Origin of the sequence: Saccharopolyspora sp. NPDC049426 (genome assembly GCF_040676935.1) — a bacterium.
Taxonomy (GTDB): domain Bacteria; phylum Actinomycetota; class Actinomycetes; order Mycobacteriales; family Pseudonocardiaceae; genus Saccharopolyspora.
Window position 1 is genome coordinate 59,319 of record NZ_JBFAPZ010000010.1, and the last position, 22,883, is coordinate 82,201.

Consider the following 22,883-nt stretch of genomic DNA (forward strand, 5'->3'; position numbering starts at 1 on the left):
GTCCGTTGCGAGGCCACCTCCTCAGCCGCGGTCAGCCGGTGCGTTCGCGGACCCAGTCGTGGAACTCGGTGATGTGGTGCTCGCTGGGCACCAGGACGCCGCCGGAGGCGTAGGAGCGGGAGTCCATGGCCAGCTGGCAGCGCTCGCAGGCGTCGAAGTCCTGCTGGTTGACCCGGTGGAACAGCTCCACCGAGCGGTCGATGTCGGCACCCGAGTCGACCACCTCGGGCAGGTACAGCCAGTCGCAGCGCACCAGCGTGCGGTCGGCCGCCAGCGGGAACATCCGGTGGAAGACGACGTGGTCGGGCACGAGGTTGATGAACACCAGCGGGCGGACGGTGATGGCGTAGTAGCGGCGGTCCTGCTCCTCGTTGACACCGGGCAGCTTCGCCAGCCCGGCCGAACCGTCCACGGTGAAGCCCTCGACGTCCTCGCCGAACTCGGCGCCGTGGCCCACGAAGTACTGCGCGGCCAGGCCGTCGGCGAACTCCGGCAGGACCTCGGTGAGCTCCGGGTGGATCGTGGCGCAGTGGTAGCACTCCATGAAGTTCTCGACGATCTGCTTCCAGTTCGCCTTCACGTCGTACTCGATGCGCCTGCCCAGCTTGAGGTCGGCGACCTGGTAGCCCACGATCGCGTCCGGTGTGCCGAGGCGGTTGGTGACGTCGCCGATGACGGTGTCGTCGAACGACGGCGGTTCCTCGGCCAGGCACAGCCACACGTAGCCGAGCCATTCGCGCACGTGCACCTCGTGCAGGCCGTACTGGGTGCGGTCGACGTCGTCCATGGCGTTGAGGTTCGGCGCGGCGATCAGCTCGCCGTCGAAGGAGTACGTCCAGGCGTGGTACGGACACTGGAAGGAGCGGCGCACTTCGCCGGACTCCTCGGTGCACAACCGCGCGCCGCGGTGCCGGCACACGTTCAGGTAGGCCTTGATCTCACCCCTGCGGTTGCGGGTGACCAGCACGCTCTCCCGTCCGATCTGGACGGTCTCGAACTTGCCCGGACCGGTCAGGTCCGCGCTGAGCACAGCGCAGAACCAGCCGGCCTCGAAGATCGTCGCCTGTTCCAGGCGGAAGATCCCCGGATCGGTGTAGTAGTGCCCTCCCAGCGTCTCGCGCAGGCTCTCGGGCAGTTGGGACTCGGACATCTGGGAATCGGTGGTGGGAAGCTCACCGGTGGTCATGAGCAAGAACTCCTCAACGCAGAAGTGGGGTCAGGGGAACACGACGGTGCTGTTGCCGTTGAGCAGGACGCGGTGCTCGCAGTACCACCGCACCGCGCGGGACAGCGCGAGCGCTTCGGCGTCGCGGCCCACGGTCTGCAGGGCTCTCGGGTCGTAGGTGTGATCGATGCGGATGACCTCCTGCTCGATGATCGGCCCCTCGTCGAGGTCGGGGGTGACGTAGTGGGCAGTGGCTCCGACGAGCTTCACACCGCGGTCGTAGGCCTGGTGGTAGGGCTTGGCACCCTTGAAACCGGGCAGGAACGAGTGGTGGATGTTGATCGCGCGGCCGTGCAGCGCCTTGCAGGTCTGATCGGAGAGCACCTGCATGTAGCGGGCCAGCACGACCAGGTCGGCGGCGTAGTCGTCCACCAACCGCAGCAGCCGCGCCTCGGCCTCCGGCTTGGTGTCGGCGGTGACCGGGACGTGGTGGAACGGCAGCCCGGCGGCCTCCGCCATCGGGCGCAGGTCCTCGTGGTTGGAGACCACGGCGACGATCTCGGCGCCCAGCGCGCCTGCGCGCCAGCGGTAGATCAGGTCGTTGAGGCAGTGCCCGAGCTTGGAGACCATCACCAGCACGCGGGCCGGCCGGTCCGAGTGGAAGGCGTAGTCCATGCCGAACTCCGTTGCCACCGGCTCGAATGCGCGGGTGAGGTCGTCCGGGTCGACCTCACCGGTGGCCTGCACGCGCAGGAACAGGCGGCCGCGCACGGCGTCGTCGAACTGACGGTACTCGCCGATGTCGCAGCCGTGCTCGAAGAGGAAGGAGCTGACGGCCTGCACGATGCCGGTGCGGTTCGGGCAGCTCAGGGTGAGGGTGAACGTCACAGGATTCTCCTCAGCATTCCACGATGTTGAGCGCGAGGCCGCCGCGAGCGGTCTCCTTGTACTTGTCCTTCATGTCGGCTCCGGTTTCGCGCATCGTCTTGATGGCCTTGTCCAGCGAGACGTGGTGCTCCCCGTCGCCGCGCAGCGCCATCCGGGCGGCGGTGATCGCCTTGATCGCCGCGACCGCGTTGCGCTCGATGCACGGGATCTGCACCAGCCCGCCGACCGGATCGCAGGTGAGACCCAAGTTGTGCTCGATGCCGATCTCGGCGGCGTTCTCCACCTGCTCGGGCGTGCCGCCCATCAGTTCGGCGAGTCCGGCGGCAGCCATCGAGCAGGCCGAGCCGACCTCGCCCTGGCAGCCGACCTCGGCGCCGGAGATCGAGGCGTTCTCCTTGAACAACGCGCCGACCGCACCCGCGGTGAGCAGGAACCGGACCACGGCGTCGTCGTCGAAGCCCGGCAGGAAGCGGTGGGCGTAGTGCAGCACCGCAGGCACGATCCCGGCGGCACCGTTGGTCGGGGCGGTCACCACCCGCCCGCCGGCGGCGTTCTCCTCGTTGACTGCCAGGGCGTAGAGGGTCACCCACTCCATCGCGTCGGCATCGTCGTCGAGGCTCGCCCGCAGTTCGCGGGCCCGGCGGCGTACCTTGAGCCCACCGGGCAGCACCCCGCCGGTGCGCACGCCCTGCTCGACGCACTCGCGCATCACCTGCCAGATGTGCAGCAGGTGCGCGCGGGTCTCCTCCTCGGTGCGCCAGGCGGCTTCGTTGGCCAGCACCACGTCGCTGATGCGCAGCCCGGTGCGGGTGGTGTGGGCGAGCAGTTCGGCGGCGGTGCGGAACGGGTGGGCCACCGGGGTGGCGTCCTCGACCAGCACCGGGTTGCCGGTTTCGTCCTCGTCGAGGACGAAACCGCCGCCGACCGAGTAGTACTCGCGGTGCACGAGCCGTGCACCGTCCTCGTCCACGGCCTCGAAGGTCATGCCGTTGCTGTGGAACTCCAGCCGCTTCCTGCGGTGCAGCACGACGTCGGAGTCCACGTCGAAGGCGATCTTGTGCTCGCCGCCGAGGCTGATCCGGTGCTCCTCCCGCACCGCACGCACCTGCGGTTCCACGGCCACCGGGTCGACCAGGTGCGGCTGCTCCCCGGTCAACCCGAGCACCACGGCCTTGACGCTGCCGTGGCCGTGCCCGGTGGCGCCGAGCGAGCCGAACAGCTCGCACCGCACCCGCGCGACCCGGGGCATCGCCCCGGACTCGCGCAGGTGGTCGACGAACAGGTTCGCTGCCCGCATCGGCCCGACGGTGTGCGAACTCGACGGCCCGATGCCGACCTTGAACAAGTCGAAGACGGACAGGCTCATGAATGCTCCATCTGGTCGTGGGCGGCGCTCGTCTCGGTGCCGGCGGTCATCGGCGGATGCGGTGCATCTCGGGGTCGACCAGCGGTTCTGCCGCGACCGTGGCCGAGACGAGGCGGTCGAAGTACTTGATCTGCACCTGCGTTCCGACCTCCGCAGAGGCCGGGAGCCAGGCGTAGGCGATCGGCGTGCCGAGCGTGTGGGCGAAGGCCGCCGAAGTGACGTAGCCCGAGGGCTCCCCGTCGAGGAACACCGGCTCCGAACCGAGGACCACGCTGCGGCCGTCGTCGATCGTCAGGCACGCCAGCCGCCGCTCGACGGAGTCGGCCTCGATGCCCGCCAGGGCATCGAGGCCCACGAACTCGCCCTTCTGCATCCGGACGGCGAACCCGACACCGGCCTCGTAGGGGTTGTGCTCGGTGGTCATGTCCGCTCCCCAGGCGCGGTAGCCCTTCTCCAGCCGGAGGCTGTTGAACGCGGCCCGCCCGGCGGCCACCACTCCCAGCTCCCGGCCGGCCTCGAAGAGCACGTCCCACAGCCGCTGGCCGTACTCGGCACTGGTGTAGAGCTCCCAGCCCAGCTCCCCGACGTAGGACACCCGCATCGCGGTCACCGGGATCCCGGCGATGTGGATCTGCTTGCAGCGGAAGAACTTCAGCCCTTCGTGCGACAGGTCGTCCCGGCTCAGCGGCTGCACCAGGTCGCGCGCCAGCGGACCCCACACGCCGATGCAGCAGGTGCCGCCGGTGATGTCGCGCAGCACGACACCGCCGTCGTCGGGCAGGTTGCGCCGCAAGTACTCGTGATCGAGGTTGCCGTTGGCGCCGATCTGGAACAGCTGCTCGCCCAGCCGCGCGACGGTGAGATCGCTGCGCACGCCACCGGCCTCGTCGAGCATCAGCGTGTAGGTCACCGACCCGACCGACTTGTCCACCTTGTTGGTGGTGAGCCGGTCCAGGAACGCCAGCGCGCCGGGCCCGCTGACCTCCAGCCGCTTGAGCGAGGTCATGTCGTAGAGCGCGACGGCGGTGCGGGTCTTCCACGCCTCCACCGCGGCGACGGGGCTGTGGAACATCGCCGACCACGCGTCGCGCGAGGGCGGCTGCCACTCCATCGGCAGGTCCTTGACCAGCGGGGCGTTGGCCTCGAACCAGTGCGGGCGCTCCCAGCCGTGGGCTTCGAGGAACACCGCGCCGAGTTCCTTCTGGCGCGCGTGGAACGGGCTGACCCGCAGCTCGCGCGGCGAGAACTTCGGCTGCAGCGGGTGCTTGACGTCGTAGATCTCCACGAAGTTGCGCGAGGAGGTCTCCTCGACGTAGTCGGGCGCGGTCTCCAGCTCGTCGAAGCGGTGCACGTCGCAGCCGTGCAGTTCGACCTCGCTGCGCCCGTCGACCAGCAGCTGCGCCACCGACCGCGCGACACCGGCGGAGTGCGTGACCCACACGGCCTCGGCGATCCAGAACCCCCGCACGTCGGGGGATTCGCCGACGAGCGGTCCGCCGTCGGGGGTGAAGGAGAAGACGCCGTTGAAGCCGGTGTCGACCTTCGCGGTCTCCAGCGCGGGCAGCAGCCGCTTGCTGTGCTCCCAGGAGGCCGCGAAGTCCTCCTCGGTGAACGGCAGCATCGACGGCATCGCCCGCTCCGAGGTCTCCTCGTCCTGCGGGAGATCGCTCAACCGCACCGGCATCGGGCGGTGGGCGTAGGTCCCGATGCCGAGGCGGTCGACGTGCTCGCGGTAGTAGAGGTCGCGGTCCTGGTGGCGCAGGATCGGCAGGTTGGCCTCGGTGCGCTCGTCGTTGCGCCCGGCCAGTTCGGGCAGCGGGTCGGTCTTGGCGTACTGGTGGGCCATGGGCAGCAGCGGCACGGTCATGCCGACCATCTCGCCGATGGCCTGGCCCCAGAACCCGGCGCAGGACACCACGATGTCGGCGGGGATCTCGCCGTGGTCGGTCTCGACTCCGGTGACCCGGCCGTGGCTGTGGTTGATCCCGGTGACGGTCACCGCGCCCCGGAACCGGGCTCCCCGCGCCACCGAGCGCCGGGCGAGCGCGACGACCGCGCGGGCGGCCTTGGCGAGCCCGTCGGTGGGCGTGTGGAACCCGCCGAGGACCTTCTCGACGTCGAGCAGCGGGTGCAGCTTGGCGCACTCCTCGGGCCCGATGACCTCGCCGGGAACGCCCCAGGAGGTGGCCCATCCGTGCTTGCGGTGCAGGTCGGCGAGCCGCTCGGGGGTGGTGGCGATCTCCAGGCCGCCGACCTGGTTGAAGCACCGGTCGCCGTCGTCGTCGAGGCCCTGCAGCTTCTCGACGGTGTAGGTGGCGAACTCGGTCATCGTCTTCGACGGGCCGGTCTGGTAGACGAGGCCGGGCGCGTGGGAGGTCGAGCCGCCGGTGAGCGGCAACGGCCCCTGGTCGACGACGGTGACCTGGTTCCACCCGCGGCTCGTGAGCTCGTCGGCCAGGTTCGCGCCGACGATCCCGGCTCCGATGATGACGACGCGAGGGGTCGTGCTCATGGTGGTCTCCTAACGAGCGGGTGTGAAGCTGGGGAGACTCCGCCTCCGACGAGGCGGGATGCGTTGCGAGGGGAGCAGTTCCGGCACCGGTTGGAGCCGCGCGGAGGTGATCGGCGTCCTCTGACTGAGGACTGATATATCAACTACACATCAAAATAAGCGTCACCGGGTTTCGCGGTCAACACGTGCCGCCGAAATTCCACCGACGGGCACGTTCCGCTGCACGAGCACCGACCCTTCCGGGTGCCCCCACCAGCGCCGACGCCCAGATGAGCGCCGTGATTTCCACACCGCCGGGCTTCAGCCCTTGACCACGCGGCATGCGCTGCTACCTTTGGTATCCATCTGATATGTCAGTTGTCCGTAAGTGCCTCTCCCCCTGTCGAGCACTCGCTCACCGCCCATCGAACGGAGGGCTCTCATGCCGCGCACTCCCGGCGCCGACTTGCCTGAGCACCCGAACTGGCTCTGGGGCCCCGCCGACCCGAAACCGTCCTACGACGTGGTGATCGTGGGCGGCGGCGGTCACGGCCTGGCCACCGCCTACTACCTCGCCGTCAACCACGGCATCACCAACATGGCGGTGCTCGAAAGCGGTTGGCTCGCAGGCGGGAACATGGCCCGCAACACCACGATCATCCGCTCCAACTACCTCTGGGACGAAAGCGCCGGCCTCTACGAGCACGCGTTGAAGCTCTGGGAGGGGCTGGAGGAGGAGCTGGACTACCCGCTGCTGTTCTCCCAGCGCGGCGTGCTCAACCTCGCCCACTCCCTGCAGGAGGTCCGCGACAGCGTCCGGCGGGTGGGGGCGAACCGGCTCAACGGCATCGACGCCGAGTGGCTCGATCCGCAGCAGGTGGCCGAGATCTGCCCGATCCTCAACACCTCACCGGACCTGCGCTACCCGGTCATGGGCGCCACCTGGCAGCCCCGGGCGGGCATCGCCAAGCACGACCACGTCGCGTGGGGATTCGCCCGCGCGCTGGACCGGATGGGCGTGGACCTGGTGCAGAACTGCCAGGTCACCGGCTTCGACAAGGTCGGCGACCGGATCGTCGGCGTGAAGACCACGCGCGGTGACATCGCCACCGGCAAGGTCGCGCTGGCCGCCGCCGGGCACACCTCGGTGCTCGCCGACGAGCTCGGGCTGCGGCTGCCGATCCAGAGCCACCCGCTGCAGGCGCTGGTCTCCGAGCTGCTGGAACCCGTGCACCCGACGGTGGTCATGTCCAACGCGGTGCACGTCTACGTCAGCCAGGCGCACAAGGGAGAGCTCGTCCTCGGCGCCGGCATCGACGCCTACAACTCCTACGGGCAGCGCGGGTCGTTCCACACCATCGAGCGCGAGCTCACCGCCGCGGTCGAGCTGTTCCCGATGTTCGCCCGCGCGCACGTGCTGCGCACCTGGGCCGGCGTCGTGGACGTGACACCGGATGCCTCGGCGATCATGGGCCTGACCCCGTTCGAGAACCTCTACGTCAACTGCGGTTGGGGCACAGGCGGTTTCAAGGCGACACCGGGCGTCGGCTGGTGCTACGCCCACACCATCGCCCACGACGAACCGCACGAGCTCAACGCCCCGTTCAGCCTCGACCGGTTCACCACAGGATCCCTGGTCGACGAACACGGCGCCGCCGGCGTCGCGCACTGAGAAAACTGTTCCAGCCCCATTTTGCTTGGCGGTGCGGGTAGCGGAGCCGGCTGAGTCCCACACCTGAAGCAGCGGCTACCCCGCACATCCCCTAAGGAGGCTCCCATGATGCTGATCCCCTGCCCGTGGTGCGGGCCGCGCAACGAGACCGAGTTCCACTACGGCGGCCAGGCCGACGTCGCCTACCCCGCCGATCCGCAGGCCGTGTCCGATGTGGACTGGGCTCGGTTCCTGTTCTACCGCGCCAATCCGAAGGGCGCCTTCGCCGAGCGGTGGAACCACCAGGCGGGTTGCCGGCGCTGGTTCACCCTGCGCCGCGACACCAGGACCAACGAGATCCTCCACGACGACGGGGCGGTGACGAGGTGAGCAACGAGTTCAGGCTGGCCGAGGGTGGCCGGATCGATCGGGACCGCGCGCTGCGCTTCCGGTTCGACGGACGGGAGTACGAGGGCTTCGAAGGCGACACCCTCGCCTCGGCGCTGCTGGCCAACGGCGTCCACCAGGTCACCACCAGCATCAAGCACGGGCGCCCGCGCGGGATCATGGCCGCGGGCCCCGAGGAACCGAACGCGCTGGTGCAGATCGACGAGCCGTTCCCGGAGCCGATGCTCACCGCGACCACCGTCGAGCTGCGTGACGGCCTGGCCGCCACCGGGTTGCCCGGTCAGGGACGGCTGGCGACCGAACCCGACCCGGCCCGCTACGAGACGACGCACGCGCACTGCGACGTCCTCGTGGTCGGCGCCGGGCCCGCCGGTCTCGCGGCGGCGCTGAGCGCCGCGCGCAGCGGTGCCCGGGTGATCATCGCCGATGCGGGCACCGAGTTCGGCGGCCAGCTGCTGGGCAGCGGTGAGCAGCTCTCGGGCAGGCCGGCCGGCAGCTGGGTCCAGCGGGTCGTGGCCGAGCTCGACGCCACCCCCGAGGTGACCGCGCTGCCGCGCACGACCGTGTTCGGCCACTACGACCACAACTACCTCGTCGCCGTCGAGCACCACGGCGAGGACTCCTTCGTCCGGCAGCGGACCTGGCACATCCGGGCCCGCGAGGTCGTGCTGGCCACCGGTTCGCACGAGCGCCCGCTGGTGTTCCCGGGCAACGACCGCCCCGGCACGATGGTGGCCGGAGCCGCCCGCACCTACCTGCACCGCTACGGGGTGCTCGCGGGCGAGCGCGCGGTCGTGTTCACCACCAACGACAGCGCCTACGCCGCCGCGATCGACCTGCACGACGCCGGGGTCGCCATCGCCGCGGTGGTGGACGTCCGGCCGGTGGTGTCGACGGTGTGGGCCTCGCGCTGCGTGGAGCGCGGCATCCCCGTCCGCAACGGCTCCGCCCTGATCGGCACCTCGGGCACCGGCCGCGTGAGCGGGGCGACGGTGCAGCGGCGGGGCGAGGAGGCGACCGTCGAGCTGGACTGCGATCTGCTGCTGGTCTCCGGTGGCTGGAACCCGGCGGTCCACCTGCACAGCCAGTCGCGCGGAACCCTGCGCTACTCGGCGGAGATCGGCGCGTTCGTGCCGGACCGCAGCGCGCGCGGTGTCCGCTCGATCGGCGCCGCCGCAGGGGTTTTCGGCACCTACGACTGCCTGCGCACCGGTTCCGAGGCGGGCAGCGACGCGGCACGCGAGGCCGGGTTCGACGCCGACTTCGCCGAGGTGCCCGCGGTGGCGTGCCCGCCGGTCGTCGCGCCGCAGCCGACGTGGCTGCTCACCTGCGCGTGCGAGGACGAGCAGTACGTGGACCTCGCGCGCGATGCGACCGTGTCCGACGTCCGCAAGGCCGTCGGGGCGGGCATGGACTCGGTGGAGCACATCAAGCGGTTCACCACCATCGGGACCGCCCACGACCAGGGCAAGACCTCCGGCATCCTGTCCTCCGGGGTGATCTCCCAGCTGCTCGGCGTCGAGCTGTCCGAGGTCGGCGCGACCACGTTCCGCCCGCCCTACACGCCGGTGGCCTTCGCCGCGCTGGCCGGGCGGGACCGGGGCGACCTCTACGACCCGATCCGGGTCACCGCGATGCACGACTGGCACGTCGAGCAGGGCGCGCCGTTCGAGGACGTCGGCCAGTGGAAGCGACCCTGGTACTACCCGCTGCCGGGCGAGGACATGCAGGCGGCAGTGCTGCGCGAGTGCGACGCGGTGCGCACCGGCGTGGGCATGCAGGACGTCTCCACGCTCGGCAAGATCGACGTGCAGGGCCCGGACGCCGCCGAGTTCCTCGACCTCGTCTACACCAACAAGATGAGCACCCTGAAGATCGGCCGGATCCGGTACGGGCTGATGTGCACCGCCGACGGCATGGTCTTCGACGACGGCACGGTGATGCGCACCGGCGAGAACCGGTACCTGATCTCGACCACCTCCGGTGGTGCCGCCGGGGTGCTGGAGTGGCTGGAGGACTGGCTGCAGACCGAGTGGCCGCACCTGCGCGTGCACCTGACCTCGGTGACCGAGCAGTGGGCCACCATCGCGCTGGCCGGGCCCCGCTCCCGCGACGTGCTGGCCGCGGTGTCCTCGGGCATCGAGCTGGACAACGAGTCGTTCCCGTTCATGGCCTGGCAGGACGGCATCGTCGCGGGCCGCCAGGCGCGGGTGTGCCGGATCAGCTTCTCCGGCGAGCTGGCCTTCGAGATCAACGTGCCGCGCTGGTACGGACGCGAGGTGTGGGAGGTGCTGCACGACGCGGGCGTGCCGTTCGGCATCACCCCGTACGGCACCGAGACGATGCACGTGCTGCGCGCGGAGAAGGGCTTCCCCATCGTCGGTCAGGACACCGACGGCACGGTGACCCCGCACGACCTCGGGATGAGCTGGGCGGTGTCGAAGAAGAAGGACGACTTCCTCGGCATGCGCTCCTTCACCCGCGCCGACACCACCCGATCCGACCGCAAGCACCTCGTCGGACTGCTCCCACCCGCCGACTCCCCCGTCGTGCCGGAGGGATCGCAGCTGGTGGCCACCGGCGAGCTGCCCGAACCGCCGGTGCCGATGCTGGGGCACGTCACCTCCAGCTACCGCAGCGCGGTCCTGGGCCGCCCGTTCGCGCTCGCGCTCGTCGCAGGCGGTCGCGACCGCATCGGGCAGACGATCTACAGCCACGTGGGCGACCAGCTGGTGCCCGTGGAGATCACCGAACCGGTCTTCTACGACAAGGAAGGAGCCCGCCGCGATGGCTGAGCCCTACGGCGAATCCCCGCTGGCCGCGCACGCCGACGTGCTGACCGACGCCTCGGTGCCCGGGGCGCTGCACCTGTCCGAGGTGTCGTTCACCGCCCAGGTCACGCTGCGCGTCGACCCGAAGAGCCCTGCCGCCGAACGCATCGGCACCGCGCTCGGCACGATGCTGCCCAACCAGGCCGGGCAGGTGTCCCGCACCGAACGGCTCCTCATCGCCTGGCTCGGACCGGACGAGTGGCTGCTGGTCGGTCCGGAAGGCGAGGCCGACCGGATCCAGGCGACGGTGGCCGAGGCGCTCGGCGACGAGCACGGCGCCGTCGTGGACGTCTCGGCGCACCGCACCATCATCGAGGTGGCCGGGCCGAAAGCCGCTGAGCTGCTGGCGAAGGGCTGTGCGCTGGACCTGCACCGGCGCAGCTTCGGGCCGGACCGCTGCGCGCAGACCCTGCTGGCCCGCACCGGCGTGCTGCTGCTGTGCCGCGACGCCGAACCGCCGCACTACTGGATCTTCGTCCGCGCCTCGTTCGCGCGTTACCTCGCCGACTGGCTCCGCGACGCGGCGGCCGAACACCACCAGAACCGCTGAACAGGAGCGTTGACATGACCGAAGCGCGCGCAGTCGTGTCCACCGGGAAGGGCAAGCCGGTGGAGGTCACCACCATCCACGTGCCCGACCCGGGCCCGGGTGAGGCCGTGATCCGGGTGCAGGCGTGCGGTGTCTGCCACACCGACCTGCACTACCGCGAAGGCGGCATCGGCGACGACTACCCGTTCCTGCTCGGCCACGAGGTGGCCGGTGTCGTCGACTCCGTCGGCGAGGGGGTGCACAACGTCGAGCCGGGCGATTTCGTCGTGCTGAACTGGCGGGCGGTGTGCGGGAACTGCCGGGCCTGCAAGCGCGGACGCCCGCAGTACTGCTTCGACACCCACAACGCCTCCCAGCCGATGACGCTCGCCGACGGCACTCCGCTCACGCCGGCGTTGGGCATCGGCGGGTTCGCGGAGCGCACGCTCGTCCACTCAGGACAGTGCACGAAGGTGGACCCCGCGGCGCGACCCGCCGTGGCCGGCTTGCTGGGCTGCGGCGTGATGGCCGGGATCGGTGCCGCGGTCAACACCGGGCAGGCCGGTCCGGGTGATTCGGTGGCCGTCATCGGCTGCGGCGGCGTCGGCGACGGGGCCATCGCCGGGGCGGCCATGGCGGGTGCGCGGCGGATCATCGCCGTGGACACCGATCCCGAGAAGCTGGCGTGGGCGCGGGGGTTCGGCGCCACGCACACCGTCAACGCCTCCGAGTCCGACACCGTGGAGGCGATCCGCGAGCTCACCGGTGGTCACGGAGCGGATGTGGTCGTGGACGCGGTGGGAGTGCCCGCGACCTACGAGCAGGCGTTCTACGCCCGCGACCTGGCGGGCACGGCCGTGCTGGTCGGTGTGCCGGACCCGTCGATGCGGCTGGAGCTGCCGCTGCTGGACGTCTTCGCCCGCGGCGGGGCGCTGAAGTCCAGCTGGTACGGTGACTGCCTCCCCGAACGGGACTTCCCGATGCTCACCGAGCTCCACCTGCAGGGCCGGCTGCCGCTCGAGAAGTTCGTCAGCGAGGAGATCTCCCTTGATGACGTCGAAGCGGCCTTCGCGAAGATGGGCCGCGGCGAAGTGCTGCGTTCGGTGGTGACGTTCAATTGAGCATTCGGGTCGACCACGCCACCGTCGAGGGGAAGTTCTCCCTCGACGGCGAGGTCCACGAAGTCGAGAACAACCTGTGGGTCGTGGGTGACGACCACCAGTGCCTCGTCATCGACGCACCGCACGACGTCGACGCGGTCCTCGACCTCGTCGCGGACCGCGAGGTGGTCGCGGTGGTGGCCACCCACGCCCACGACGACCACGTGCGGATGGCTCCGAAGCTGGCCGACGCCGTCGGCGCACCGCTGTACCTGCACCCGATGGACCGGCCGGTGTGGGAGCTGACCCACCCGGCCCGGGAACCGGACGGGCGCCTGGTGGACCGCCAGACCTTCCACATCGGACGGTTGAGCCTGCAGGTCATCCACACCCCCGGCCACACCCCGGGATCGGTGTGCTTCTACTGCCCGGACCTGGCGACCGTGTTCACCGGCGACACGCTGTTCGCCGGTGGACCCGGCGCGACCGGGCGTTCGTTCTCCGACCGCGACGCGATCATCAACTCGATCCGGTCCCGGCTGCTGCCCCTGCCCGTGCGGACCAGGGTCCGCCCCGGCCACGGTCCGGGCACCACGATCGGCGAGGTCGTGGCGCAGTTCGACGAGTGGGTGTCCCGGTGAGCGCGGTGCTGGCCTCCGCGCTGCGCAACGCCTCCTACGAGGTCCTGCCCTTCAGCAGCACCGAGGAGAAGGTCCTCGCCCACGTCCCCCGGGACGTGCTGCTGACCGTCACCACCACCGAGGCCAGGGGGCTGGAGCCGACGGTCGACCTGGCCGTCCGGCTCAGCAAGAACGGCTACGCCGCAGCCCCGCACCTGGCCGCCCGGCTGGTTCGCGACCGCGCCGAACTGGACGAGATCGCCGCGCGGCTGCTGGAGTCGGGCGTGGACCGCGTGTTCGTCGTCGGCGGTGACGCCGCCGAGCCCGCCGGCGATTTCCCCGACGCGGAGAGCCTGCTGCTCGCGCTCGCCGAGGGCGGGCACGACTTCTCCCACATCGGCATCGCCGGGTACCCGGAGGGCCACGGCACGATCCCGGACTCGGTGATCGCCGAAGCGTTGCGGCGCAAGACCGTCCACGCGCACGAGATCGTCACCCAGCTGTGCTTCAACCCCGCGACCACCATCGGCTGGGCCGGGCGCCTGCACGACTCCGGCATCACCACGCCGGTCCGGGTGGGGGTTCCGGGCAGCGTGAACCGGCAGAAGCTGATCCGGGTCTCGGCCGGTCTCGGCCTCGGCCAGTCCGCGCGGTTCCTCGCCAAGCAGTCGGCGATGTTCTGGCGCTTCTTCCTGCCCAGCGGCTACCGGCCGGACAAGCTAGTCACCGGCCTGACCGACCAGATCACCTCACCGGGCAACGCGATCAGCGGATTCCACCTGTTCACCTTCAACGACCTGGCCGGAACCGAGCGCTGGCGGCAGGACCGGCTCGCCGGCCTGTCCTAGCGCTCCTGCTCGCGGCGGCGCTGCTCCTCGCGGTAGCCGTAGGCGGCCTGGCGCACCGCCCGATCGGATTCGAGACTGGAGCCCAGCGCTCCGGCGACCACTCCCATCGTGGTGAACCCCCAGGCCAGCGCCAGGTAGCGGGTGAAGTCGGCGGGTTGGCCGAGGCTGCTGGCGAGCAGGTTCGGCGGCACGAGGAACAGCGCCACCACCAGGTTGATCACGAACAGCCCGACGTACATGACGCCGATGCCGATCGTCAGCGTCGCCACCGTGGAGGTGTTGTAGAGCAGCACCTGATCGCGGTCGTTCTCGCTGCTGTTGCGCCGCTCCTCCCACAACCCGTGCGCGACGATCATCCAGCCGACCAGCAGTGCCACCGACAGGACCGCGGCTATGACCTGCCGGAACGCTCCGAGCTGATCGCCGATCTGCCAGATCGTGGTGGACGACAGGCCGAAGGCGCTGGTGGCCACGGCGGCGGCCAGCGCGCTGCGCAATCCGAAGATCAGCTGCGCGGGCTCGTTGGAGCGCACCATGCCGCTGAGCAGCCGCAACCGGCCGCGCCTGCGAGTGGTGGTGTAGCGGACGTCCGCCTCGTGCTCGCCGTCGTGCTCCTGGCGCTCCACCGGCGCCAGGATCCTGGAGAGCTTGCTGTCCAGGCCGTAGCGGTTCTCGCCGCCACCGTCGCGGGCGGTGAGCTCGTCGACCATCTGCAGCATGACCTGCTTGGACCGCCGGTACACCTGGGTCCCGCCCAGCGCCGGCAGCGACACCACGGCCACGTCGCGGTCGAGGTCGGCCTCGGCCACCACCGGACGGCCGTTGGCGCGCACCGGGAGGTCGGTCAGGCAGATGGCGTAGTCCCACCGGTGGTGGTCCATCCGATCGCGAGTGGAGGCCAGGATGTCGCGGGTGTTGTGCCTGCCCGCGGTCACCGGGTCGACGTCGACCTCGACGGCCCACGACAGCTCCTCGTCGCCGAGCAGTTCGGGCAGGTCGCCGGCGAGCCGCCGGGTGACGCGCTCGGGCATGTCCGGATCGGCCACTAGCCCGAGGCGCCGATCGGGAGTCTCCGACTCCGGCTCACCGCGTTCAGCGAGGTGTTCGGCCTCCTGCTGGTCCTCGGTGCTCTCGTCGTGCTCTTCCCCGCCCGGGTCGCCGGCTTCACCGGAGGCCTCTCCCCGGTCCTGCTCGGCCATGCTCGCTCCCCCTCTCGGTGTTCGTCGCGTCTGGTGAGTCGCGTCCGACCTCGCGGACTACCCGCAGGGACGCTCCAGTACACGCGTCAGCGCAGGTCGTCCGAACGTCGGGCAATCGCGACGTTACAGACCGCCCCCACCGCTCGCAGAGATGCCCCGCTGGGGGCGGAAGCGGTCGGTGGCCCGCACGACGGCCTCGGCCAAACCGCCTGCGGCGCGGTGACCGGCGTCCACGAGTTCCAGTTCGGCCCCCGGCCAGGCGGCTTCGAGCCGCCACGGGGTGCCGAGCAGGTTGCCCAGGTCCAGCACTCCTTGGAGGAGCTTCGCGGGAATGCCCGCCAGCGCGCCGGTTCCGCTCAGGAGCTGCTCGTCGTCCAGCCAGGAGCCGTGCCGCCAGAAGTGGGTGACGACGCGCGCGAACCCGAGGGCGAAGTCCGGGTCGTCGAACATCGAGTTCGGCGCGGAGTCCGGGACCAGCGCCTCCTCCCAAGCGCACCAGTCCCGCGCGGCTCTGCGGTGCACGGCGGGATCGGGGTCCATCAGCAGCCGGTGGTAGGCGTCGGCGAGGTCGCCGTCGCGGTCGGCTTCGGGCACGCCGTCGCGGAAGCGCTCCCACGCCTGCGGGAAGATCGCGCCGAGTCCGCGCGTCAGCAGGTCGGTTTCGGCGCGCCGTCCGGTGGCCAGACCGCAGAGCACCATCTCCGACACCCGGTCCGGGTGCCGCTGGGCGTAGGCCAGCGCCAGCACGCAACCCCACGACCCGCCCTGCACCAGCCAGCGGTCGACGCCCAGGTGCTCGCGCAGCCGTTCCACATCGGCGATCAGGTGCTCGGTGGTGTTCGCCGACAGGTCGGCGCCGGGCTCGGCCGCGTGCGGTGTGCTGCGCCCCGACATGCGCTGGTCGAACAGCACGATCCGGTAGGCAGCGGGATCGAAGAACCGCCGCATGCCGGGGGTGCAGCCCGAGCCGGGACCGCCGTGCAGCACCAGCGCCGGTTTGCCCGCCGGGTTTCCGCACACCTCCCAGTGCACGCGGTGCCCGTCGCCGACCTCCAACATCCCAGAATCGAACGGCTCGATCACCGGATACACGACGCCTCCTCTCCCAGCCTCCCCCGAGCCTGCCACTGCGCCAGGAGCTGTTCACCTGCCGACGGTGGTTCGCAGTGGGCGGTTTGGTCCGAACCGTCCATGATCAATGTATGCCCGGTCGGTTCGGACCAGGACTGGCCGTGGTGGACTCAGTCGTCCAGGTGGCGGGCCAGGTTGAGGATGCCGAGCTCGTCGATGGTGTCGGGGTCCGGGTCGACGCAGGACTGGAGCCGGCGGGTGAGGTCCTCGGTGTCGAGGTCGGTGCCGATGAGGACGAGGCTGGTGGCCCGCGGGCCCTTCCACCTGGTCTTCTCGAACGCGGCGTAGACGCCGACGGTGTGCAGCATGAAGCGCCGGTCCTCGCCGGAGGGACCGAAGTCGATGGGGCCCTTGATGCGGTAGACGCCCCGGCTGCGCTCGTTGAGGAAGCGCAGGAACGCCGAGGGGTTCAGCGGCCGGTCGGAGAGGAACTCCATCGACTCGTAGGCCGCGTGCATGTGCTGGTCGTGGTCGTGATCGTGCTCCTCCAGATCGGCGAAGGACAGCTGCCTCGCCCCGAAGTCGCGCGTCTCGACGTCGTCGAAGAGGATGCCCGGCGAGATCCTGCCCCGCTCAGCGGGCAGCACGGCACCGTCGGCGATCTCGCGGACCGCACCGATCACCCGGTCCCGGTGGGCCTCGCCGACGCGGTCGATCTTGTTGACGACCACCAGGTCGGCGAGCCGCACGTGATCGTCGAGCTCCGGGTGCCGGGCTCGGGTGTCGTCGAACTCGGCGGCGTCGACGACCTCCACCAGCCCGCCGAACTCGATGTGCGGGTTCTGCGAGGACAGCACCATCCGAACCAGCTGACGGGGTTCGGCGATGCCGCTGGCCTCGATCACGATGACGTCCAGCGGGGCGCCCGGGTAGGCCAGCCGCTCCAGCATCGGGTCCACGCCGTCGGCGTCGACCGCGCAGCACAGGCAGCCGTTCTCCATCGACATCGCGATGTCGACCTGCCCGGCGACGTTCATGGCGTCGATGTTGATGCTGCCGAAGTCGTTGACCAGCACGCCGATCCGGCGCCCCTCGTCGTTGCGCAGCAGGTGGTTCAGCAGGGTGGTCTTGCCCGAGCCCAAGTAGCCCGCCAGCACGACCACCGGAATCCGCGCCGTCACAGCTCCCCCACGTTCATCAACTCGCTCACCAGGGGTCATCCTCGCACGCCGCCGCGCGCCGACCGCGAAGGCCCTGACCAGCGATTCCAGCTCCGCGGGTCCTAGCGGAGCGGGATGTCGAGGCCGCGTTCCGCCTCCGGGCGGGGACCGCGGACGCGGCGGTCGGCCTCGTCGATGGCGACGTCGTTGATGCTGGCCTCGCGGCGTCGCATGAGGCCGTGCTCGTCGAACTCCCAGAGCTCGTTCCCGTAGCTGCGCCACCACTGCCCGCCGGCGTCGTGGCACTCGTACTGGAAGCGGACCGCGATGCGGTTCTCCCCGAAGCTCCAGAGGCTCTTGCGCAGCGCGTAGTCGAGCTCGCGCTCCCACTTGCGGGTCAGGAAGGCGACGATCTCCTCCCTGCCGCTGATGAACACGTCCCGGTTCCGCCACTGCGAATCAGGCGTGTAGGCCGACGCCACGCGCTGCGGATCGCGCGTGTTCCAGGCGTCCTCGGCCGCCTGGACCTTCTGCAGCGCGGTCTCGCGGGTGAACGGCGGGTAGGGCGGGCGATCCTCCGGCACTGCGACCTCCTGAAGACGGGAACCCCCATTCTCTCCCCGGCACCCGGCGAGGTGGAGCGGACGCGCCCGGCGGTCACTCCCGCGTGAGGCGGAGGTGGTGGCGAGGCCTGAGGTCGACCTCCACCACCGCCCTGCCGATCGCATCCGCCGTGACCTCCCGCGTGGTGGCGCCGTCGACGGCGTAGGTGCGGTGCGGGGCCAGGTGGTCGAAACCGAGCCGGTGCCGGCGCAGAGCACCGCCGGTGCCGCGCAGGATCGCGTCGTGGGACCGGCCGTCGGTGACCGCGGTGACGACCGCGATGTCCGGCCAAGGCGCTTCGGTGAGGCGCGGACCGGTGTGGCGGGACGGCGTGAGCAGCATGGTCCGCCAGGTACGTTCGTCGGTGACCGCGCCCAGGCCGAGGATCCCGTTGGCGTGCACCGACGCGTCGAACATCCGGAAGTCCGCGGGCGGGTTCTCCAGGTTCCGCGCGGCCTCGCGAAGCCTGCGGTACCAGGCCGCGTTGCGAGCGCGGGCGAGGAACATGCTCCAGCCCAGGGCGTTCGCGCGGTTCGCACCCCCGCCCCAGTCCGCATCGGTGGGGGCCGGGCTTCCCGCTCGGTCGGTTCGCGCGTAGTGGCCGGAGTTGAGCTCTTCGGCGACGAGCAGCTCCCAGGTGCGCCAGGCGAAGTCCGGGTCGAGCGGCGACAGCAGCGCGGCGATGGGCGCGGTGTTGGTGATGCCCCGAGCCGAGCGGGCCGTGATGCCGAACCTGCTGGCCTGCAACGCGCAGATGTCACCGTCCGGCGCGGTGAACTCGGTGCGCAGCCGGTGCAGGAACCTCGGCGCGATCTCCTCGGCGTGGTGGGTACCGGCGCAGGTGTCGTACATCCGCAGGCCCGCCAGGGCCACGGAGTTGCAGAACGGGAACACCAGTCCCGGCTCGCACGGCCACAGCACCAGCGGCGAGCGCTGGAAGTTGGCGCTGACCCGTTCGGCGACCTCGGTGTGGCTGTAGGCGAACTCGGTCCCCTCGTCCCAGCGGAACCGGAGCGCGCCGGGCCGGTCGAAGCTGTCGTCCCCGGTGGCCTGGCGGTACGCCGAGAGCATCAGCAGCAGGTACCCGGTGTACATGACGTTCGCCGGACCGCCGATCGGATCGGCGCTGTCGCGCAGCATCCCCCAGCGGTTCTCCCGCAGCCAGTAGCGCCAGACCGGCTTGTCGGTCATCCGCAGGACCAGCGCCCGCAGCGCGTCGTCGCGATATCCGCAGTAGGCCGGCGTGTGGGTGTGGCGCAGGCTCGCGAGCATCAGGAACACCGCCCAGACGCGGTAGCGCATGGCGGGCAGGAGGTACTCGTCGCCGAACGGACCGAAGCCGTTCCACTCGTGCGCGGGTTGCAGCGCCAGGGTTTCCGCCCACCGCGCCAGTCGCGCCCGGTCGTCCTCGTCCGCGCACTCGTCCCCGCCCGGCCGCCACTCCTCGGGCGCGGCCACGTCCAGGCGGGCCTGGCGGGCGTCGCCGGCTCGACGGGCAGCCCGGCCCCGCCGCCGCTCCCGCACCAGCAGCGCCGCCGGGACTCCGATGACCGCGAGCACCTCCGCGACCGGCACCCACTCCTGCTGCCCGTGCCCGTGCCCGTCGTGCACGGCGGCGAGGACCGCGGCCAGCACCATCGAGGCGACGACGACCGCCGGGAGGGTGAGGTGATCGCCCTTGGCCATGATGCGCTGAAGACCCGTCAGCAGGCCGGCCACGACCGCCAGCAGGACGACGAGGTTCAACAGCAACCACGGCACGAGTGCGACGGACCAGCCCGGAGTGGGCGTCGCGTAGACGATCCCGAAGCCCGGGACGAGCCCTGCGGCTCGCAGCCACACCGGGCCGCCGAGCAGGGTCGGCAGCAACCCCAGCAGCACGAGCGCTCCGCCGAGCGCACCGGTCCGCACCAGGCGGCGCTGGGTGAGCGGGCCGCGCAGGCCCGGTGGCCGAGGCAGAGTGGTCCCCGTGGAAACGCGCCCCATCGCGTTGCCCTCCCCCAGGAGTTGTCCGGCGACTCGTTCGAAGAGCCGCGTTGACGCGACGCCCCGCGTGCGGCCTACTCGGTCGCAGTGCCCCGTGTGCGCGGCGATCGCGGTCCCCTCACTCACGGTGGTGTGGTGGCGCTGGATGCGGCACCGCCGTGCGCGTGAAAGCGATCCCGACGTTCCGCCGGTCGCCCTCCCGCGCCCGGCCAGGCTTCGCGGGTACGGCTCCTGACCTGGAACGCAGGAGCGGGCCCACCGATCGGACGTCGGCGGGCCCGCTCCGAGCGGAGTTCGGCTCCTACAGCTCCGGGGTCACGTCGGTGAGGGCGTCGTCGAGGATCGACAGGCCGCGGTCGATCTCGGCCTCGGTCGCGGTGAGCGGCGGCGCGATGCGGAACGTGCCGCCCATGCCGGGCAGCTGGACGATGTTCATGTGCAGCCCGAGGTCGGTGCAGCGACGGGTGACCGCGGCGCCGAGCTTGTCGACGTCGCCGCCGTCCGGTCCGGCGGTCAGCTCCAGGCCGACGAGCAGCCCCCGGCCCCGGATGTCGCCGATCACCGGGTGCTTCCCGGCCAGCTCGCGGAGACCACCGGACAGCCGCTCCCCCAGCTCGCGGGCCCGCAGGTCGAGGCGGTCGCGGGTCAGCACGTCCAGGACCGTGTTGCCGACGGCGGCCGGGAGCGGATCGTTGACGTGGGTGGTGAAGAACAGGAATCCGCGGTCGTGGGCCTGCTGCTCGATCTCGGCGCTGGTGAGCACCGCGGCCAGCGGCAGTCCCGCCCCGAGGGTCTTGGACAGGGTGAGGATGTCCGGGACGACGCCGTCGCGCTCGAAGGCGTACCAGGCGCCGGTGCGGCACAGGCCGGTCTGCGCTTCGTCGAGGATCAGCAGCATCCCGCGCTCGCGGCACTTGTCCCGCAGCGCGGCCAGGTAGCCGGGCGGCAGGTCGATGACGCCGCCGGAGCTCAGGACGGGCTCGACGATGCAGGCAGCGAGGCTGCCGACGGACTGCGCGTCGATCAGGTCGAAGCCCAGGTCCAGCTGACGCCGCCAGTCGAGGTTTCCGACCGCGTCGACGATGTCGGGGTGGAAGGAGTCGGGAACGGGCAGCGCGAAGTTGCCGGGAGCCGCCGGACCGTAGCCGACGCGGCCGGCGCTGTAAGTGGCGTTGGCCGCGGCCAGGGTCATGCCGTGCCAGGAGCGGGCGAAGGAGACGACCTCGTGCTTGCCGGTGACGAGCTTGGCCATCCGCAGCGCGGCCTCGTTGGACTCCGCGCCGGTGGTCAGGAACAGGGCCTTGTCCAGCGGTTCGGGGAGAGTCTCGGCGAGGCGCCGGGCCAGGTCGATGACCGGGCGGCTGAGCATCCCGCTGTAGAGGTGGTCGAGCTTGGCGGCCTGGTCCCGGACGGTGCTGACGATCTCCGGGTGGGAGTGCCCGAGGATCGCGCTCATCTGCCCGGAGGTGAAGTCGAGCAGCTCGCGCCCGTCCTCGGTGAAGACCGAGGCGCCCTCGGCGCGCTCGATGATCCCGGGGCTGAACGCACCGTGCCCGGAGTAGCGGATCAGATCACGTGTGGCGAGGTCGTCCATGCCCCGAAGCTACGGGCTCAACCGCGCGAACGGGAGCCCCCGGGAGGAGGTGGCGGTTCCCGGGGAAGCGCCACCACCTTCTTGGCGGGATCAGGAATCGACGGGACGGTCGTAGACGGAGAAGCGCAGGTACATGCCGATGTCGGCGGCCTCGTCCGGGTGCGTCGTGCGGAACGCCAGGAGGTCCTGGAGGCCGGTCAAGGTCGACGGGTGCTGGGGCGCGAGAGCGTTGATCATCGACAGGTAGGGCCCGGGGTCGAGCCCTTCCTGTCTCATGAGGACGGCGGTGCGTTCCGCGGCGTCCTCATCGGACACCGCGTTCTCCGGCAATCGGAGGTACACGTTGGCTTCCTCCGGCTGCGCCGAACCGCTGCGAAAAGCGAGGCACACCATCGGTTCCTCGCCGTCGGCCTTGTCCTGGCCGTGATACAGCGACCGCCACACCCGGGCCGCCCGCTCGGAATCGTGTCCGGCCGCGAGGGCGGCCACCGAATCAAGATCTTCCCATGCGCGACTGGCGATCCGGAAATAGATCTTCACCCTCGCCCGATCGGAATTCGTCAAATCGAGAGCGGTGAATTCGATCTCATTTCCCCGTTCCATCATTTCCGGCATCCACATTCGGACCGAGTCCCACGGGCGCTCCAATCCGAGCCGTCCCATCGCCTCGGTGGTCTTGGCCAGGACGTCGACCGGATCCGTGCTCTCCGCCTGCGGGTTGAAGTAGGCCTTGTACCGCGTGGATTCACCCGGGCGCCATGCGAGCGAATGCCAGATGGTGGGACGGTTCACCCGCGGATCGTCGCTGACGAAGAGATCTTCCACACGGTGGTAGCGGCTGAGGTCGACGTCGTGCAGATCGGCCAACCGCTCGGTGAGCGCACGCCCGGCGCGCTGACAACCCGCAGGTGTCGGCTCGTCCCCGAGGGACTCGAAGAGGATCCGCAGCTCGGGTCGCCGGGCTCGCCAGCTGATGGACATCTCGGCCGGAAAACCGTCCGCCGAAACAAAAGACGGAACCTCCGGACAAGAGCCGATCGGGTGATCGCCCCAGGGGCTCAGCGCAACGCTGAGTTCTGTGATGAGGGTCTCCACATCGGGGGGCGAGAACCCGAGATGTTCGGCAACGGTTCGGTACTGGCTGGTCAGGAACTGTGTGAATGACACGCCGTGCGCGGGAAAGACTCCCCACCGGCGAACGGACGACGATCCTGCTCGTGAACTGGGCACTACCCCGACCTTCCGCATCGCGGTTACTCTTGATCGCGGCATCGCGCCTGTCAGCAACATCAACACGATCTCATCCAGACGACGAATTGGGAATGGTCTCCACGCGGAGAGGGTTCGATGGGCACTGTGGACGGTCGCGGAAA

18 protein-coding genes are annotated in these 22,883 nt (G+C 70.5%); 7 read left to right on the forward strand and 11 right to left on the reverse strand.

What is annotated here, in order from left to right:
* Positions 1-31 precede the first annotated feature (31 nt).
* From AB0J78_RS21850 to AB0J78_RS21865, 4 genes are all read right to left on the reverse strand, one after another.
* The gene (locus AB0J78_RS21850; protein ID WP_363792273.1) at positions 32-1,150 is read right to left on the reverse strand and encodes an aromatic ring-hydroxylating dioxygenase subunit alpha; all 1,119 of its coding nucleotides are present in this window, start codon (positions 1,148-1,150) and stop codon (positions 32-34) included.
* A gap of 66 nt (positions 1,151-1,216) precedes the next feature.
* Positions 1,217-2,053 (reverse strand): formyltetrahydrofolate deformylase, encoded by an 837-nt coding sequence (gene purU / locus AB0J78_RS21855; RefSeq protein WP_363791804.1) that lies wholly within the window; start codon positions 2,051-2,053, stop codon positions 1,217-1,219.
* Between the two features lie 10 nt (positions 2,054-2,063).
* Complete coding sequence (locus AB0J78_RS21860) at positions 2,064-3,419, reverse strand: L-serine ammonia-lyase (RefSeq protein WP_363791806.1); 1,356 nt, start codon at positions 3,417-3,419, stop codon at positions 2,064-2,066.
* Positions 3,420-3,465: 46 nt separating this feature from the next.
* A complete protein-coding gene (locus AB0J78_RS21865; protein WP_363791808.1) occupies positions 3,466-5,931 on the reverse strand; it encodes an FAD-dependent oxidoreductase in 2,466 nt (821 codons plus the stop codon).
* Positions 5,932-6,352: 421 nt separating this feature from the next.
* Between AB0J78_RS21865 and AB0J78_RS21870 the strand changes: the two genes are divergently transcribed.
* From AB0J78_RS21870 to AB0J78_RS21900, 7 genes are all read left to right on the forward strand, one after another.
* Positions 6,353-7,582 (forward strand): sarcosine oxidase subunit beta family protein, encoded by a 1,230-nt coding sequence (locus tag AB0J78_RS21870; RefSeq protein ID WP_363791810.1) that lies wholly within the window; start codon positions 6,353-6,355, stop codon positions 7,580-7,582.
* Between the two features lie 105 nt (positions 7,583-7,687).
* The gene (locus AB0J78_RS21875; RefSeq protein ID WP_132673143.1) at positions 7,688-7,951 is read left to right on the forward strand and encodes a sarcosine oxidase subunit delta; all 264 of its coding nucleotides are present in this window, start codon (positions 7,688-7,690) and stop codon (positions 7,949-7,951) included.
* The gene (locus AB0J78_RS21880) at positions 7,948-10,764 is read left to right on the forward strand and encodes a 2Fe-2S iron-sulfur cluster-binding protein (RefSeq protein ID WP_363791812.1); all 2,817 of its coding nucleotides are present in this window, start codon (positions 7,948-7,950) and stop codon (positions 10,762-10,764) included. The genes AB0J78_RS21875 and AB0J78_RS21880 overlap by 4 nt, the downstream gene beginning before the upstream one ends.
* Positions 10,757-11,350: a sarcosine oxidase subunit gamma family protein gene (locus AB0J78_RS21885; protein WP_363791814.1), complete on the forward strand. Its 594-nt coding sequence runs from the start codon at positions 10,757-10,759 to the stop codon at positions 11,348-11,350. Before AB0J78_RS21880 ends, AB0J78_RS21885 begins: the two co-directional genes overlap by 8 nt.
* A 14-nt stretch (positions 11,351-11,364) precedes the next feature.
* Positions 11,365-12,450, forward strand: coding sequence for an S-(hydroxymethyl)mycothiol dehydrogenase (locus AB0J78_RS21890; protein WP_363791816.1), 1,086 nt, complete (start codon positions 11,365-11,367; stop codon positions 12,448-12,450).
* Positions 12,447-13,070, forward strand: a complete 624-nt coding sequence (locus tag AB0J78_RS21895) for an MBL fold metallo-hydrolase (RefSeq protein ID WP_363791818.1) — start codon at positions 12,447-12,449, stop codon at positions 13,068-13,070. The genes AB0J78_RS21890 and AB0J78_RS21895 overlap by 4 nt, the downstream gene beginning before the upstream one ends.
* The gene (locus AB0J78_RS21900; RefSeq protein WP_363791820.1) at positions 13,067-13,897 is read left to right on the forward strand and encodes a methylenetetrahydrofolate reductase; all 831 of its coding nucleotides are present in this window, start codon (positions 13,067-13,069) and stop codon (positions 13,895-13,897) included. The genes AB0J78_RS21895 and AB0J78_RS21900 overlap by 4 nt, the downstream gene beginning before the upstream one ends.
* Here AB0J78_RS21900 and AB0J78_RS21905 read toward each other — a convergent pair.
* From AB0J78_RS21905 to AB0J78_RS21935, 7 genes are all read right to left on the reverse strand, one after another.
* Positions 13,894-15,096 carry a hypothetical protein gene (locus AB0J78_RS21905; RefSeq protein WP_363791821.1) on the reverse strand — a complete coding sequence of 401 codons (1,203 nt, stop codon included), beginning with the start codon at positions 15,094-15,096 and terminating at the stop codon, positions 13,894-13,896. The two genes, AB0J78_RS21900 and AB0J78_RS21905, sit on opposite strands and share 4 nt — an antisense overlap.
* A gap of 123 nt (positions 15,097-15,219) precedes the next feature.
* Positions 15,220-16,188, reverse strand: coding sequence for a prolyl aminopeptidase (pip, locus tag AB0J78_RS21910; RefSeq protein ID WP_363791823.1), 969 nt, complete (start codon positions 16,186-16,188; stop codon positions 15,220-15,222).
* Between the two features lie 149 nt (positions 16,189-16,337).
* Positions 16,338-17,348 carry a CobW family GTP-binding protein gene (locus AB0J78_RS21915; RefSeq protein WP_363791825.1) on the reverse strand — a complete coding sequence of 337 codons (1,011 nt, stop codon included), beginning with the start codon at positions 17,346-17,348 and terminating at the stop codon, positions 16,338-16,340.
* A 101-nt stretch (positions 17,349-17,449) separates the two neighbouring features.
* Complete coding sequence (locus AB0J78_RS21920; protein WP_363791827.1) at positions 17,450-17,911, reverse strand: nuclear transport factor 2 family protein; 462 nt, start codon at positions 17,909-17,911, stop codon at positions 17,450-17,452.
* Positions 17,912-17,984: 73 nt separating this feature from the next.
* Positions 17,985-20,042 (reverse strand): hypothetical protein, encoded by a 2,058-nt coding sequence (locus AB0J78_RS21925; RefSeq protein ID WP_363791829.1) that lies wholly within the window; start codon positions 20,040-20,042, stop codon positions 17,985-17,987.
* A 175-nt stretch (positions 20,043-20,217) separates the two neighbouring features.
* Positions 20,218-21,510 (reverse strand): aspartate aminotransferase family protein, encoded by a 1,293-nt coding sequence (locus AB0J78_RS21930; RefSeq protein ID WP_363791831.1) that lies wholly within the window; start codon positions 21,508-21,510, stop codon positions 20,218-20,220.
* Between the two features lie 90 nt (positions 21,511-21,600).
* Positions 21,601-22,800 (reverse strand): tryptophan dimethylallyltransferase family protein, encoded by a 1,200-nt coding sequence (locus AB0J78_RS21935; protein ID WP_363792275.1) that lies wholly within the window; start codon positions 22,798-22,800, stop codon positions 21,601-21,603.
* Between the last annotated feature and the right edge of the window lie 83 nt (positions 22,801-22,883).

Coding starts and splice junctions, on each gene's coding strand:
- AB0J78_RS21905 (WP_363791821.1), bottom strand. CDS start 15,096: ATGGCCGAGCAGGACCGGGGAGAGGCCTCCGGTGAAGCCGGCGACCCG.
- AB0J78_RS21885 (WP_363791814.1), top strand. CDS start 10,757: ATGGCTGAGCCCTACGGCGAATCCCCGCTGGCCGCGCACGCCGACGTG.
- AB0J78_RS21935 (WP_363792275.1), bottom strand. CDS start 22,800: ATGTTGCTGACAGGCGCGATGCCGCGATCAAGAGTAACCGCGATGCGG.
- AB0J78_RS21850 (WP_363792273.1), bottom strand. CDS start 1,150: ATGTCCGAGTCCCAACTGCCCGAGAGCCTGCGCGAGACGCTGGGAGGG.
- AB0J78_RS21860 (WP_363791806.1), bottom strand. CDS start 3,419: ATGAGCCTGTCCGTCTTCGACTTGTTCAAGGTCGGCATCGGGCCGTCG.
- AB0J78_RS21875 (WP_132673143.1), top strand. CDS start 7,688: ATGATGCTGATCCCCTGCCCGTGGTGCGGGCCGCGCAACGAGACCGAG.
- AB0J78_RS21890 (WP_363791816.1), top strand. CDS start 11,365: ATGACCGAAGCGCGCGCAGTCGTGTCCACCGGGAAGGGCAAGCCGGTG.
- AB0J78_RS21870 (WP_363791810.1), top strand. CDS start 6,353: ATGCCGCGCACTCCCGGCGCCGACTTGCCTGAGCACCCGAACTGGCTC.
- AB0J78_RS21865 (WP_363791808.1), bottom strand. CDS start 5,931: ATGAGCACGACCCCTCGCGTCGTCATCATCGGAGCCGGGATCGTCGGC.
- AB0J78_RS21930 (WP_363791831.1), bottom strand. CDS start 21,510: ATGGACGACCTCGCCACACGTGATCTGATCCGCTACTCCGGGCACGGT.